Origin of the sequence: Streptomyces sp. NBC_01142, assembly GCF_026341125.1 — a bacterium.
Taxonomy (GTDB): Bacteria; Actinomycetota; Actinomycetes; order Streptomycetales; family Streptomycetaceae; genus Streptomyces.
The window spans coordinates 2,373,639-2,388,057 of sequence record NZ_JAPEOR010000001.1; the positions used below are offsets into that span (position 1 = coordinate 2,373,639).

Sequence of the window (14,419 nt, forward strand, 5' to 3'; positions counted from 1 at the left end):
GCCCGCGAAATCGGGGCCCTGTATGCCGCCGACCCCGAGGAGTCGAGCCCGGAGGGGCACCGGAACCCGCACCGGACAGGACCCCGCACCACAGGCCCGAGCCACACGGACCCGCACCCGACAGGCGCCCGCACCACAGGCCCGAGCCACCCGCGCCCGCACCGGACACCGCCCCGGTCACCGGAACCCGCAGCCGTCCCCCGCGCGCGGTGGGGCCCGGCGCGAGGCACCATGGGCGCATGTTGTTGGGCCGACTCGTCGATGTGTCACAACAGGTCGCCGCCACCTCCGCGCGCTCGCGCAAGACCGCCGTACTTGCCGAGCTGTTCGCCGACACCCGCCCCGAGGACGTCGCCCTGGTTATCTCCTATCTCGCCGGGCAGGTTCCGCAGGGCCGCATCGGCATCGGCTGGAGCGTCCTGAAGGAACCCGTACCTCCCGCGGACCTCCCCGGTCTGACCGTCTCCGCCACCGACACCGCACTCACCCGCCTCGCCGAGGTCGCAGGACCCGGCGCCCAGGCCGAGCGCAAGCGCCTCGTGCACGAGCTCATGGCCGCCGCGACCGCCGACGAGCAGCGTTTCCTGATGCGGCTGCTCACCGGCGAGGTACGTCAAGGCGCGCTGGACGCGATCGCCCTGGAGTCCGTCGCCAGGGCCGCGGGGGCACCGGCCGTGGACGTACGCCGCGCCGTGATGCTGGACGGCTCGCTGCCCCGCGTCGCAACGGCCCTGCTCGCCCAGGGGCCGCCGGCGCTCGAGCAGTTCCGGCTGTGCGTCGGGAGCCCCGTGCAGCCGATGCTCGCGCACACCGCGAAGTCGGTCACCGAGGCGGTGCAGGCACTCGGTGCCGCCTGCGTGGTCGAGGAGAAGCTCGACGGCATCCGCGTTCAAGTGCACCGCAGCGGCAACGACATCCGCGTCTACACCCGGTCCCTGGACGACATCACCGATCGTCTCCCCGAAGTCACCCTTGCTGCTCGCGAGATGACAGGGGATCACTTCATTCTGGACGGCGAGGTGATTGCTCTCGACGGGACGACGGGGCGGCCCGTCCCCTTCCAGGACATCGCCTCCCGCGTCGGCTCCCGCCTGGACGTGGACGCCGCCCGTGCGACGTTGCCCCTGTCGCCCGTTTTCTTCGACGTCCTCGCCGCCGGCGGGGAGCCGACGCTCGACCTCCCCGGCGGCGAACGCCATTTTGTCCTGGCCCGGCTCGTCCCCGAACCGATGCGCGTCCGCCGCACCGTTGTCGACGACCCGGAATCCGCCCAACAGGTCGCCGCCGCAGAGGAGTTCTTCGCAGATACGCTGCGCCGCGGCCACGAGGGCGTCCTGGTCAAGGCCCTCGACGCGCCGTACGTCGCCGGCCGCCGGGGTCGCTCCTGGCTCAAGGTCAAGCCCGTCCACACCCTCGACCTCGTCGTCCTGGCCGTCGAATGGGGCCACGGCAGACGCACCGGGCTGCTGTCCAACCTCCACCTCGGTGCACGCGCCGCCGACGGTACGTACGTCATGCTCGGCAAGACCTTCAAGGGCCTCACCGACGAGATGCTGCGCTGGCAGACGGACCGGCTGCGTGCACTCGCCGTCACCGACGACGGGTTCACCGTGACCGTCCGCCCCGAACTCGTCGTGGAGATCGCGTACGACGGAGTGCAGCGCTCATCGCGGTACCCGGCAGGTGTCGCCCTGCGTTTCGCCCGGGTGCTGCGCCACCGCCCCGACAAGCCCGCCCAGCAGGCCGACACCATCGACCAGGTCCTGGAATCGCGTGCCTGAACTGCACACAACGATGTACGTCGGCTTCGCCCCGGCGAACGATGAAAGCGGCCCGCCCGCCGGAGACCGTGGAGAGAGAGTGCGGAAAGAACCGCGAGAGAACCGCGAGAGAACCGCGAGAGAACCGCCTCCACCTCCCTCTCCGGAAGGACTCGTCATGCCGATCACACGGGGTACTCGGGTGTCGCGTACGGGAACGGCCGCCGTCGTCGCACTGCTGGCCGGCGCGGCCGCGACCCTCGCCTCCTCCCCGGCCACCGCCGCACCGCCGCCGCTCCCGGATCTGCGCGCCGATGTGAACCAGGACGGGCGGGTCGACGTGCGCGGCCTCTCCGACGAGAGAGGCGAGGAGGAATGGGCGCCGGGCCGGGGCGCGGTGTTCCTGCCCAACCTCGACGACGACCAGCGCCGCTGCCGGATGGCCCCGGGCGACCTCGACCGGATCGACCCCGCCGTGGACGAGCGCCTGGCGGCCTGCAACGACGCCGCCGACGACAAGGTGAACGGACCGCAGGACGCCAGGGATCTGGCGCCGCTCCACGTACAGCCGATGCGCGTCGGCGACCGGGCGACCGGGCACGTGACGGTCGCGCACGCCGAGTCCCCGTACGTACGGATCTTCGTCCGGCGTGACGGCCGGCTCACCCCCCTCAAGGGGCCGCTGACCGCCCGTGAACTGCGCCGGCGTTCAACTCGCCGTCGAGGGACGGGACATCGTGCGCGATCCGAGCCGCTGGAACGGCGAGATCACCCTCACCCTCACGGTGCACGACGGCGACGGCCCCCGCGTCGGCGCCACCGACCTGTTCCGTGCGGAGACGGAACGCGCTCTGCGTGGCAAGGGCGTACGCGTCCACTGGGTGGAGAGCCTCTTCTGGTCCCACCTGGCGGGCGGCGAGGTCCACTGCGCGACGAACGCGCTCAGGGACACCTCCGGCTCCACCCCCTGGTGGCGCCGGGAGGGCTGAGCCACCCCCGGGCGCCGACGCACACATGCCCCGCGGTGGAACGCACGCGGTGGAACGCACGCGGTGGAAGGTACCCGGTGGAAGGTACACAGAGCGCCGTTGTACGGGTATCCGACTTATGGTGGCCGAGTTGCCGACGTCGCCTGCGTCTTCTTCCGAAGGGATCCCGGTCATGCCCACAGAGCCGTTGTCGCAGAAGGAGATCGAGGACCGGCTGCGGGAACTCCCCGGCTGGTCACAGGAGGGCGACCGGATCGCCCGCGCGTACCGCCTCCCGTCGCACTTCGCGGCCACCGCGATGGTCGTGCACATCGCGCAGATCCAGGAGGAGCTGAACCACCACTCGGACCTCACCCTGGGGTACAACACCCTGGCTCTGTCGGTGAACAGCCATGACGCGGGTGGTGCGGTCACCGAGCAGGACTTCCAGCTCGCACAGCGGGTGGAGCAGATCGCCCCGGGTCACGGCGCGCGCTGAGACGCCCGGCGCCGCGCCGAGACTCAATGTGTGCGCCGCGACTCACGGCGTGCGCCGAGGCCGACGGCGCGCACGGAGACCCCTGCGGGGGAGGCACACCGGGCGCGGCCGGGGCAGGGCGGCCACGACGAGGCGGTCATGGGCCGACCGGCCGCGCAGCCGACCGCGACCCCGGTGCCCGACCGGGATCCGCGGCCGGCTGCGCGCCTTCCGCAAGCAGCCTCGGGTCACGCACTCCAGACGCCCGACTCCGCCGCCTCCCGCGCAAAGGCCGCGAAGTCCTTCGGGGCGCGGCCCAGCACCTGCTGCACCCCGTTCGTCAGCGCGGCGTTGTGCCCGTCGAGCAGCATCGCGAACAGCCCTGCCAGCCAGTCGGCATCCGGCGCGGGCAGCCCGTACTGCTGGAGCATCTGCGCGTACTCCGCACCGGACACCGGGATGTACCGCACCTCCTTGCCCGTTGCCCGGCCGATCTCCGACGCCACCTCCTCGAAGGTGACCAGCCGTGGACCCGTCACCTCGTGGACCCGTCCGGCGTGGCCCTCCTCGGTGAGGGCAGCGACCACCACGTCCGCCAGGTCGTCCGCGTCGATGAACGGCTCAGCCGTCCCGCCCGCGGGGAAAGCGATCTCGCCGGCGAGCACCCCCTCGTACATCGCCCCCTCGTTGAAGTTCTGCGCGAAGAAGCTGGCGCGCACGACCGTCAGATCCAGGCCCGACTGCCGCAGCTCGTCCTCGGCGACGACCGCCTCCGGCTCGCCGCGCCCGGACAGCAGCACCAGACTCCGCACCCCGCTCGAAGCCGCCACCCGCCCGAAGGCCCGCATCGCCTCGGGTGCGCCCGGAGCCGCGAGGTCCGGGTAGTACGCGACGTACGCCGCGTCCGCGCCCTGCAGCGCCTGTGCCCAGGTGGACTCGTCCTCCCAGTCGAAGACGACGTCTCCCTTGCGCGAGCCGGCTCGTACCCGCACCCCGTGCGCCGCGAGCCGCTCCGCCACCCGGCGGCCGGTCTTGCCCGTGGCCGCCGTTACCAACACCGTTTCCTGCTTCATGTTCTCTGTCATGCCTCAATGTTCGCGGCCCGGGCCTGGACTCTCCATGCTCCAGAGGCTCATGGCCATACGCCTGCGTCCACACGCCTGCGTCTACGCTGTGGGCCCATGGACGCTCTCGCCGGACTTCTGGACGGACCGCGGGCCAGGGGGGCGTTTCTGCTGCGCATGGTGATGGAGCCGCCCTGGTCCGTACGCATCGAGGACCACGCCCCGCTCTGCCTGGTGTGCGTGACCCATGGTGAGGCCTGGATCGTCCCCGACTCGGGGGATCCGGTGCTGCTGCTCCCCGGTGATGTCGCGATCGCCCGCGGCCCGGAGCCGTACACCGCCGCCGACACCGCGCAGACCTTGCCCCGGGCGCGTATCGGTCCCGGCGGAACCTGCCACACCCTGCAGGGCGAACCGCTCGCGCAGTCCATGCACCTGGGCGTACGGACATGGGGCAACGCCCCCGACGGCTCGACCACCATGCTGATCGGGACCTACCAGATGAAGGGCGAGGTCAGCGGGCGGCTGCTGGACGCGCTGCCCCCACTGCTCCATCTGCCGGCCGACGTCTGGAACTGCCCGCTGATGCCGGTGCTCGACGACGAGATCTCCCGGGACGAGCCCGGCCAGAGCGTGGTGCTCGACCGGATCCTGGACCTGGTGCTCATCGCCGTACTGCGGACCTGGTTCTCGCGTCCGGACGCCGAGGCTCCTGCCTGGTACCGGGCGATGGGTGACCCGGTCGTCGGGCAGGCGCTGCGCCTGTTGCAGGACGATCCCGCCCACGGCTGGACGGTCGCCTCGCTGGCCGCCAAGTGCGGGGTCTCCAGAGCGCAACTGGCCAGGCGCTTCCACGAGTTGGTGGGCGAGCCGCCGATGGCGTATCTCACGGGCTGGCGGCTCGCGCTTGCCGCGGATCTGCTGCGCGAGACGGACGCGACGGTCGAGGCGGTGGCCAGGAAGGTGGGCTACAGCGGCTCGTTCGCGCTGAGTGCGGCCTTCAAACGGGTGCGCGGCATCAGCCCGCAGGAGCACCGGACGGGTGCTGTTCTGCCGGAACGGCAACAGTCGCCGTGAGGCAGCGGCCCCGGGGTGCACACCGCGCTGCTCGCCGAGGTGTTTCCGTACGCCGAAGTGGTGGCTGTGGATTCCACCGAGCCGCTCCTGGAGCGGGCACACCGCCCGCCGCGGCTGAATCAGGGGCAGGATGGCCCCATGGTCAACAAGTCCACGAGGTCCACGCACCCCACGCGGTTCACGACGCCCACAGGGTGCAAGAAGTCCGCGAAGCCGACATCACTGCTGTCCTTGTGGTCCGAGGACTCGGTGCTGTCGGTCGGCTCGGTGGGGTCGGTGCTCTCCATCGGCTCCGTCGGCTCGGTGCTGTCGGTCGGCTCCGTGGGCAGCGCACTCTCGGTCGGCTCGATCGGATCCGCCCAGTCGCTGCTCTCGGTGGGCTCGTGGATGAGTACGGGGTCGCTGCTGTCCGCGCAGTCGCGATGGTCCGCGCTGTCCTGGCGTTCCTCCCGCGGCTTCCTGGCCGCGGGCGCGGTAGCGGCGGCAGCCGTGGGCGGGGTGGTGCTCCTGGTCAGGAAGTGACGGGCTCCAGCTGCCACCACTGGCCCGGTGAGTCGGTGTCCTCCCACTGCTGCACGTTCGCGCCGTCGTCCGTGCTGCTTTCGGCGACTTCGAGCAGCAGCCCGCTGATGAAACTGACGATCGTGACGGTGCCCGGGGCGTCGAGATGCTGCTCGATGATCCATTCCTGGGCGCCGAAGTTGTTGGCCTTCCACTGCTGGATGTTGGCGCCGTTCTCGGTCGAGGCGTTCGCCACGTCCAGCCGCTTGCCGCTGGCCACGTTCACGAAGTGATAGAGCCCGCTGCCGTTGGGCACGGGGTCGATCTGCCACTGCTGGGCCGGGGCTCCGCTCTCCTTGCCCTGCTGGACATTGGCGCCGCTGCCCTTGGCCCCGCCGTACACCTCCAGCAGCAGCCCGCTCCCGACGTTGCGCACCAGGTAGAGCCCGGGGGCCATTTCCGTAGACATGGACCGATTGTACGAGAGGGATCAGTGAGTTCCGCTACGGGTGTTGCGTAAATGCCTGCGGCCTCACTAGCCTCAATTACGCAGCGTCCGTAGCGAGTTGAGGTCCGTGCTGATGCCACCACCCGCCGGTCGCGGGCGGCCCCGGAGCGAGGAGGCCGCCGCCCGCATCCTCGAGGCCGCGTACGCACTGCTGCTCGATCGCGGGTACGACCGCTTCTCCGTTGGGGACGTCTCGGAGCGGGCCGGCGTGGCCAAGACCACCCTGTACCGGCGCTGGCCCACCAAGGATCACCTGATCGTCGCGCTCGTGGCGCGCATGCAGGATGCCGTGGCGGCCGAGTACACCGGCGACGTACACAGTGATCTTGTCCGCTACTTCGGGCAGGTCAACGACGGACTGGACCGGATGCGTCTGGCCGGCCGCCCGGCGGGCGCGAACGACCGGTCCGCCGGTCTGGTCGCGGAGATCGCTGCCGCCGCGGCGCGGCACGCAGATGTGGGCGACGCCGTCCATGCCCTCCATGCCCGGCGCAACGCGGCGGTGGTCGCTCTGCTCGACCAGGCCAAGGAGCGGGGAGAGGTGCGTGCCGACACCGATGCGCAGACGGTTGTGGACCAGCTGGCCGGCGCCCTGTACTACCGCGTTCTGGCCACCGGCCTGCCGAGGGACGCGGGCTACGTGGACCGGCTGGTGAGCAGTGTGCTCACCGGCGTACGCCCCGTAAACGAAGGCCCGGACGCCCGCCTCTGATCGTCGGGGGCCCGACCGGCGCATGGCGTGAGCCGACCGCGCGGTGCACGAGGTCCTCGCTCGCGGAATCCTGGCGGCTCCGCGGGCCGTACACTCCACTCATGGGTTGCACACATGCGGTGAGGGAGTGCCTGCGACAGGCCCCTTGCGCGCTGTGCCCCACCGCGCCACGGGCCCGCTGTCGCGCGCTGCACGGCCACGGCTAGCCAGTTCTCGACGGGCGCTGCTCTGCGCCCTTTTCCGGTTTCCGGTCCTTCCCCCTCCCGGGGGCACCGCGCGACCTCGCCGTACGTACCGCCCGTAGGCCCCGCCCGTACGTACCGCCCGTAGGCCCCGCCTGCAAGGTCCCGCACCACCTCGAAGCATTCCCTCGCACCATCCGTGCACCACTTCCGCGACTCCTCGGCGACGACCTGACGACCGTCCGAGCCGCACCCCGAGAGGACCCCTGTGAAGTTGAGCGAGTTGCTGGCCGGGCACGACCATGAGGTTCTTCTGGGTGATCCGGAAACGAGGATCACCGCGGGAACATGCTTCGACGCCCACCGCGTCTCGCCGGGTTCGCTGTTCATCGCGGTACCCGGTCACCGGGAGGGTGGCCCGGAGGCCGTCGGCTCGGCGCTGGCGCGTGGCGCCGTGGCGGTACTCGTCGACGGCGCGCACGATCTTCCGGCGGCCGTACGGGCGTCGGCCGCCGGAGTGTGTGTCGTACGGGTCCCGGAGACGCGGACGGCGGCCGCGGTCGTCACCTCCCGCTACTACGGCGAGCCCGGGCGCGAGATGGACATGGTGGCGATCACCGGCACCAACGGTAAGACGTCGGTGTCGTACATGGTCGAGTCCGTGCTGAGGATCGCCGAAGGGGCCCGGGCCGGGGTGATCGGTACGGCCGGCAGCCGGATCGGCGACGAACTGATCCCGATGCCGAGATCGGTGCTGACCACGCCGGAGTCGCCGGACTTCCAGTACCTGCTGGGGTACATGCGCGACCGCGAGGTGGGCACCGTGGTCCTGGAGGCCACCTCGATGGGCCTGCTGAACCACCGGGTGGACCAGGCGTTCATCGACGTGGGGATCTTCACCAATCTGACCCAGGACCACCTGGACGACCACGGCACCATGGAGAACTACCGGGATGCCAAGCTGCGGCTGTTCCAGGGCCTGTGTCGGCGTGCGGTGGTCAATGCGGATGACCCCGTGGGAGCCGGAATCCGGGCGATGATGCCCGGAGCGGTCACCACGTACGCCCTCGACGCCGAGGCGGACTACCGGGCCACCGACCTCAGCATGAACGCCTTCGGTACCCGCTTCACCCTCCACCACGACGGACGCAAGTACCCGGCGGCGATCCCCGTACCCGGGCGGTTCTCGGTGGCGAACGCGCTGGCCACCGTGGCGGCCTGCCATCTCCTGGGCCATGACCTGGCAGGGCTGGTTGCCGCGCTCGACCGGATGCCCCCGGTCCCGGGACGATTCGAACGATTCGAGACCCCCAACGGCACGGCCGCGATCGTGGATTACGCACACTCTCCCGACTCCCTGGACAAGGTGCTCACCACCATCCGGGACTTTGCCGTCGGCCGGGTCATCACCGTCTTCGGCTGCGGAGGCGACCGGGACGTCACCAAGCGCGCGCGCATGGGGGAGATCGCCGGAACCCGCTCCGACCTCTGTGTCCTGACCTCGGACAACCCGCGGAACGAAGACCCCGAGGCGATCCTGGACCAGATCACGCCGGGCCTCACCGCGACGGGCACCCCGTTCGAACGGTTCGCCGACCGCCGCCGGGCGATCGCCTTCGCCCTGTCCGTGGCAGAGCGGGACGACATCGTTCTGATCGCGGGGAAGGGCAGCGAGCCGTTCCAGATCGTCGGCGATCAGCTGATTCCGTTCAGCGACATGGCGACGGTACGCGAACTCGCCGCCGCGCAGCATTAGTACGCGGGGGAGCTCACGCCCCGCTGTCTGACGGAGAAATCGTGGCACCGCCCGGTCGGGGCGGTGACACGGTCATGAGCTGGTCGGCGGCCTCGTCGGCGAGGTCGCCGGCACGTCAGCTGTAGTCGAACGTCGCCGGGTCGGGGCCGAGTCGCTTGCCCTCGTCGAGCGCCGCGAACGCCGCCATGTCGTCGGCGTCCAGTTCGAAGCCGAAGACGTCGAGGTTCTCCTGGATCCGGGACGGGGTCACGGACTTGGGGATCACGATATTGCCGATCTGCAGGTGCCAGCGCAGCACCACCTGGGCAGGGGTCCTGTCGTGCTTCCGCGCGATCGCGACGACCGTCGGCACCTCGAGGAGGCCCTTGCCCTGGCCCAGTGGGGACCATGCCTCGGTCTTGATGCCGTGCTTCGCGTGGAAGGCGCGCGACTCGGCCTGCTGGAGCTGCGGGTGCACCTCGATCTGATTCACGGCCGGGACGACCGAGGTCTCGCCGAGCAGACGCTCGAGGTGCTCCGGGAGGAAGTTCGAGACGCCGATCGCCGTGGCGCGGCCGTCCGCGAGGATCTTCTCGAGGGCCTTGTACGTGTCGACGTACAGGTCCTTGGACGGCAGCGGCCAGTGGATCAGGTACAGGTCGACGTACTCGAGGCCCAGCTTGTCCAGCGAGGTGTCGAAGGCGCGCAGCGCGGAGTCGTACCCCTGCTCGCTGTTCCAGAGCTTCGTGGTGACGAACAGGTCCTCGCGGGCGATGCCGGAGGCGGCAATGGCACGGCCGGTGCCCTCTTCGTTCTCGTAGATGGCCGCGGTGTCGATGCTGCGGTACCCGGCCTCCAGGGCCGTGGTAACCACCTTCGCCGCCTCGTCGTCGGGCACCTGCCAGACACCGAAGCCGAGCTGCGGCATCGAGACACCGTTGTTGAGGGTGAGGGAGGGGACCTTGCTCACGAGCGGTCGATCCTTACGTCGTCGGTTGGTACTCCTACGGTCAACGATCGCCTTCGCAGACGAATTCCCGCCCCCGAAGTTGGCGCGATACAGCTCTGGCCCTATCGGTCCGGACCGTTGACCGCGTCTCATCAAGACGCAACCCTATGGCACATAACTGAACGCCGGACACTCATGTGAACAAATGTTCAGCGTGCTGATCGATCGGAGGAGACGGGCGTCTGGCAGATCCCGGAGTTCGTGGTCGTCGAGACCGCGCTCGAGGTCACCGCCTACGCCCTCACTGACCGGTAGACCCCGCCGCCATGCTGCCGCAGGTGCTCGGCACCGCGGCGGGCGGCGGATTGGGCGGCCCGGCTCGTACGGGAGGCGGAGCTGCCGCTCGGCCTCAATGTCGTACTGCACCGGGCCGCTCTCGCCGCTCTCGGCGACCTCGTCGAACTCGGGCTCGCCTGGGGCGCGGAGCGGATCGAGCCGGCCAACACCCGGTTCTACGGCTGGGCGCTGCGCAACCGGGACGCCCCGCTGCCGGACCGCGCACAGATCGCCCGGGCCCACGAAGCGTCGAGCGGTGGCGGGGCGGCCACCCTGCCACAGTGCCGCAGCTGCAAGCTGCGTACGCAGCGGACCGGGTGCGCCCCACGTGGGGTATCTACCGCTCTCCGGGCGACAGTTCGGGCTCCCTGCAGAACTGCCACATGCTCCTCACCGGCATGCGCGCCTGTCAGCGCGTCGGAGCGTACCGCTCGGCTTCGACGGCCACTCCGGCACACGGCCGGGTCCCGGCCGACCACGCGATGTCAGCGGTAGAGAGCGTCCACCTCGACCGCGTACGCCGACTCGATCGCCTTCCGCTTCAATTTGAGCGAGGGGGTGAGCAGCCCGTGCTCCTCACTGAAGGGATGCGCCAGAATCCGGAACGTACGGATCGACTCCGCCTTCGACACCAGGGTGTTGGCGGCCACCACCGCGCGGCGGATCTCCATCTCCAGCTCCGGGTTCCGCACCAGCTCGGCCGGCGGAAGCGGCGGCTTGCCCTGGATCGAGAGCCAGTGGTCGACGGCCTCCTGGTCGACGGTGACCAGCGCCGCGATGTACGGCCGGTCATTGCCGACGACGATGCACTGCGCGACCAGCGGATGGCCCCGTACCCGCTCCTCGAGACCCACTGGCGAGACGCTCTTGCCGCCCGAGGTCACCAGGATCTCCTTTTTCCGCCCGGTGATGGTCAGATAGCCGTCCTCGTCGAGCGCTCCCAGGTCCCCGGTCGCCAGCCAGCCGTCGTGCAGCACGGCGTCGGTGGACTTCGGGTCGCCCAGATACCCGGAGAAGATGTGGTCGCCGTGCAGCCACACCTCGCCGTCCTCCGCGATGTGCACCGTGGTACCGGGGATCGGCTGGCCGACCGTGCCGTACCGGGTGCGCTCGGGTGGGTTCGCGGTTGCCGCCGCGGTCGACTCCGTGAGGCCGTACCCCTCGAAGACGGTGACGCCCGCGCCCTCGAAGAACAGGCCGAGCCGCCGGTTCATGGCCGAGCCGCCGGACATCGCGTGCCGCACCCGGCCGCCCATCGCCTCGCGGACCTTGCCGTACACGAGCTTCTCGAAGAGCTGGTGCTGCATCCGCAGCCCGGCCGAAGGACCGGGGCCGAGGCCGAAGGCACGGTGTTCCAAGGCCTCCGCGTACTTCACCGCGACCTCCACGGCCTTGTCGAAGGGGCCCGTCTTCCCGCCGGCCTCGGCCTTGCGGCGCGCCGCGTTGAAGACCTTCTCGAAGATGTACGGCACGGCCAGGATGAACGTCGGCCGGAACGCGGCGAGGTCGGGCAGCAAGGCGCTCGCCTGGAGCACCGGCTGGTGCCCGATCTTGACCCGGCCGCGGATCGCAGCGACCTCGACCATCCGCCCGAAGACATGTGCCAGCGGAAGGAAGAGCAGCGTGGAGGCCTCGTCGCCGGGCCGCGAGTGGAAGACCGGCTCCCAGCGGTCGATCAGGGTGTCGGTCTCGAACATGAAGTTGGCGTGGGTGATCACACAGCCCTTGGGGCGGCCGGTGGTCCCGGAGGTGTAGATGATGGTGGCGATCGAGTCCGGGGTCACCGCGCGCCGGTGCCGGTGCACCACCTCGTCGTCGATGTGCGCGCCCTCCGCGACCAGTTCGGCGATCGCGCCCGCGTCCAGCTGCCACAGCCGTTTCAGCTGCGGCAGCCGGTCGATGACCGAGCCGATGGTCATGGCGTGGTCCTCGTGCTCCACCATGCACGCCGAGACCTCGGCGTCGTGCAGCATCCAGAAGACCTGGTCGGCGGAGGAGGTGGGGTAGATGGGCACGGACTGGGCCCCGACCGTCCAGAGCGCGAAGTCGAACAGTGTCCACTCGTAGCGTGTGGGACACATGAGCGCGACACGGTCCCCGAACCGGACGCCGTGCGCCAGCAGCCCCTTGGCGAGCGCCAGCACCTCGTCGCGGAACTCGCCTGAGGTCACTTCCTGCCATTGGCCGGCCGCGTCCTTGCGGCCGAGCGCGACGCGTTGGGGATCGTCCTCGGCATGGTCGAAGACCGCGTCGGCCAGCCCGCCGACCTGAGGCGCCGCGGCCATGGGTGGGACAGTGAATTCGCGCAATGGCCTGCTCCTTGTGGCGCTCCGCACAGCGCCGTGACGCTACCCCAATGGTCCACGGGGCGGCAGGGCCTTGCGGAAGTGTGGACGAATGGCATCACCACAGGTCAGCCACAGATATCCGGCCACACAGGGGAGGTTGGGGCGGCAGTTCTGACCGCAGAGTAAGAACGCCGCACCCGAATCTCCACCGAATCTGTACGCCGCGATCACGGCCGCTCTACGGTCGCAGGGCGCTTGGTCCGTACCTGCCCGGCGGGTGTGGTCGCGGGTGTGGTCGCGGGTGCGGCCGGGGGTGCGGGTGAGGTCCGCACCCACACCAGCACCGCCAGACCGGCCAGCAGGCCGGTGACCCCGGCGACGAGTGCGGCGGTGTTCAGGCCGGAGGCGAAGGCGGCACGCAGCACCTCCTCCGCGGTCGTACGGCGCAGTGCCTGCGCGCCGCCGCCCGCGAGCGTGTGCGCCGCGTCGTCGGCCTGACCCACCCCCGCCTCACGGAACGAGGCGGACATCCGCGCAGCCGCGATCGTACCGAAGACGGCGACCCCGAGCGCGAACCCGAGCTGGCGGAACGTATTGACCGCGCCACCCGCCATGCCCGCGTTCTGGGGCGGTACGGAGGCGAGTGCCGCACCCCCGAGACCGGGCGACACCAGGCCCACCCCGACCCCCGACACTGCCAGGCCGGCGGCCAGGGAGCCCCACCCCGAATCCGCGTCCAGCACCGCCTGCGCCAGTGTGCCGCCGCCGATGAGCAGCAGCCCGCCGCCGATCACCAGCCGGTGCGGCGCCGCGTGCAGCAGCCGCCCGGACACCGCGGCCACCACGAACGCCGTGGCGGCCAGCGGCAGCAGCGCCAGCCCTGCCTGCACCGGGCTCATGCCCAGAACCGTCTGCAGCCAGATCGAGGTGTACGGCATCACTCCGAACGCGGCCGCGTTGTACGCCATGCCCCCTGCCATCACCGCCAGGAACGACGGCCGCCGGAACAGCGACAGATCGATCAGCGGCTGCGCCGCCCGTCGCTGGACCGCGACGAAGACGGCCAGTGCGAGCACGGCCACGGCGAACAGCGCTCCCGTGCCTGCCGAGGTCCAGCCCTCGGCGCCGGCTCGTACCACTCCGTAGGTCAGCGCGCCGGCGAACAGTGCGAACGCCGCCGTACCCGCCCAGTCGATCCGCCGCGCGCCCTGCCCCTTCGTGGGCTCCACCGCGTGCACAGTGAGCCAGATCGCCGCCACGCTCACCGGCAGATTGACGAAGAAGATCCACCGCCAGTCCAGGCTCTGCGTCAGTACCCCGCCCAGCACAGGACCGAGGGCAGCGGCGGCACCGCTGACCGCACCCCATATCCCGAGCGCGAAGGACCGTTCCCGCCCTTCGTAGGCAGCCCCCAGCAACGACAGCGTGGTGGCGAACATCGCCGCCGCGCCGACGCCCTGGAGGCCGCGCATCACGATGAGCGAGGCGGAGCCGGACGCCAGTCCGCAGCCCAGCGACGCCAGCGCGAACAGCGCCGTTCCCGCCACGTACATCCGGCGGCGCCCGATCACATCCGCGGCCGCTCCCGCACCGAGCAGCAGCGCTGCCAGCACCAGCGCATAGATGTCGATCACCCACTGGAGATCGGTGAGCGAGGCGTCCAGCGCGCCCGCCATGTCCGGCAGCGCGACGATCACCACCGTCACATCGAGCAGCAGCATGAATGTCCCCAGACAGACCGCTACCAGCGGCCCCCACTTGCGCATGACGTCCTCCGTCGCTCGGTTTCCTTGCCTGCCGTACGATCCGGGAACCGGCCGTGATGCGGCGGTCAGGGCCTGTTCATCACCGGAATCCGACA

At 70.5% G+C, this 14,419-nt stretch carries 12 protein-coding genes and 4 pseudogenes; 11 read left to right on the forward strand and 5 right to left on the reverse strand.

Translation table 11 applies throughout. The features are described 5' to 3' along the window. Positions 1 to 239: 239 nt before the first annotated feature. The 3 genes from OG883_RS10860 to OG883_RS10870 all read left to right on the forward strand — a co-directional run bounded on the left by OG883_RS10860 (position 240) and on the right by OG883_RS10870 (position 3,227). On the forward strand, positions 240 to 1,781 hold the full coding sequence (locus OG883_RS10860; protein ID WP_266538312.1) for an ATP-dependent DNA ligase: 1,542 nt from the start codon (positions 240 to 242) through the stop codon (positions 1,779 to 1,781). Between the two features lie 716 nt (positions 1,782 to 2,497). Then, on the forward strand, positions 2,498 to 2,749 hold the full coding sequence (locus tag OG883_RS10865; RefSeq protein ID WP_266538314.1) for a protein-arginine deiminase family protein: 252 nt from the start codon (positions 2,498 to 2,500) through the stop codon (positions 2,747 to 2,749). Between the two features lie 172 nt (positions 2,750 to 2,921). Next, entirely contained in the window at positions 2,922 to 3,227 is a 306-nt protein-coding gene (locus tag OG883_RS10870) for a 4a-hydroxytetrahydrobiopterin dehydratase (RefSeq protein WP_266538317.1), read from the forward strand. A gap of 227 nt (positions 3,228 to 3,454) precedes the next feature. Here the strand turns inward: OG883_RS10870 and OG883_RS10875 are convergent, their stop codons facing one another. Continuing rightward, entirely contained in the window at positions 3,455 to 4,291 is an 837-nt protein-coding gene (locus OG883_RS10875) for an NAD(P)H-binding protein (RefSeq protein ID WP_266538320.1), read from the reverse strand. Between the two features lie 96 nt (positions 4,292 to 4,387). Between OG883_RS10875 and OG883_RS10880 the strand changes: the two genes are divergently transcribed. The 3 genes and pseudogenes from OG883_RS10880 to OG883_RS10890 all read left to right on the forward strand — a co-directional run bounded on the left by OG883_RS10880 (position 4,388) and on the right by OG883_RS10890 (position 5,869). After that, positions 4,388 to 5,347: an AraC family transcriptional regulator gene (locus OG883_RS10880; protein ID WP_266538323.1), complete on the forward strand. Its 960-nt coding sequence runs from the start codon at positions 4,388 to 4,390 to the stop codon at positions 5,345 to 5,347. Next, positions 5,348 to 5,446: pseudogene (locus OG883_RS10885) on the forward strand (SAM-dependent methyltransferase); the annotation flags it as partial. It abuts the gene before it with no gap. 123 nt (positions 5,447 to 5,569) lie between these two features. After that, complete coding sequence (locus tag OG883_RS10890) at positions 5,570 to 5,869, forward strand: hypothetical protein (RefSeq protein WP_266541405.1); 300 nt, start codon at positions 5,570 to 5,572, stop codon at positions 5,867 to 5,869. Here the strand turns inward: OG883_RS10890 and OG883_RS10895 are convergent. Further along, positions 5,859 to 6,317, reverse strand: coding sequence for an RICIN domain-containing protein (locus OG883_RS10895; protein WP_266538326.1), 459 nt, complete (start codon positions 6,315 to 6,317; stop codon positions 5,859 to 5,861). The genes OG883_RS10890 and OG883_RS10895 overlap by 11 nt on opposite strands. Before the next feature lie 112 nt (positions 6,318 to 6,429). Between OG883_RS10895 and OG883_RS10900 the strand changes: the two genes are divergently transcribed. Together OG883_RS10900 and OG883_RS10905 are read left to right on the forward strand one after the other, a co-directional pair. Next, positions 6,430 to 7,068 (forward strand): TetR/AcrR family transcriptional regulator, encoded by a 639-nt coding sequence (locus OG883_RS10900; RefSeq protein WP_266538334.1) that lies wholly within the window; start codon positions 6,430 to 6,432, stop codon positions 7,066 to 7,068. A gap of 450 nt (positions 7,069 to 7,518) precedes the next feature. Next, on the forward strand, positions 7,519 to 9,006 hold the full coding sequence (locus tag OG883_RS10905; protein WP_266538336.1) for a UDP-N-acetylmuramoyl-L-alanyl-D-glutamate--2,6-diaminopimelate ligase: 1,488 nt from the start codon (positions 7,519 to 7,521) through the stop codon (positions 9,004 to 9,006). A gap of 115 nt (positions 9,007 to 9,121) precedes the next feature. Here OG883_RS10905 and OG883_RS10910 read toward each other — a convergent pair whose 3' ends face one another. Further along, positions 9,122 to 9,955 (reverse strand): aldo/keto reductase, encoded by an 834-nt coding sequence (locus OG883_RS10910; protein WP_266538339.1) that lies wholly within the window; start codon positions 9,953 to 9,955, stop codon positions 9,122 to 9,124. Positions 9,956 to 10,177: 222 nt separating this feature from the next. Here OG883_RS10910 and pqqA point away from each other — a divergent pair. The 3 pseudogenes from pqqA to OG883_RS10925 all read left to right on the forward strand — a co-directional run. Further along, positions 10,178 to 10,249 (forward strand): annotated as a pseudogene (pqqA, locus tag OG883_RS10915) (pyrroloquinoline quinone precursor peptide PqqA); the annotation flags it as partial. Positions 10,250 to 10,291: 42 nt separating this feature from the next. Then, a pseudogene (locus OG883_RS10920) lies at positions 10,292 to 10,533 on the forward strand (pyrroloquinoline quinone biosynthesis protein PqqE); the annotation flags it as partial. A gap of 39 nt (positions 10,534 to 10,572) precedes the next feature. Further along, positions 10,573 to 10,689 (forward strand): annotated as a pseudogene (locus OG883_RS10925) (Tat pathway signal sequence domain protein); the annotation flags it as partial. Positions 10,690 to 10,755: 66 nt separating this feature from the next. On the opposite strand, the gene OG883_RS10930 reads toward OG883_RS10925, so the two are convergent. Beyond that, positions 10,756 to 12,555 carry a long-chain fatty acid--CoA ligase gene (locus OG883_RS10930; protein WP_266538342.1) on the reverse strand — a complete coding sequence of 600 codons (1,800 nt, stop codon included), beginning with the start codon at positions 12,553 to 12,555 and terminating at the stop codon, positions 10,756 to 10,758. A 230-nt stretch (positions 12,556 to 12,785) separates the two neighbouring features. Next, on the reverse strand, positions 12,786 to 14,324 hold the full coding sequence (locus OG883_RS10935) for an MFS transporter (RefSeq protein WP_266538343.1): 1,539 nt from the start codon (positions 14,322 to 14,324) through the stop codon (positions 12,786 to 12,788). Positions 14,325 to 14,419 lie beyond the last annotated feature (95 nt).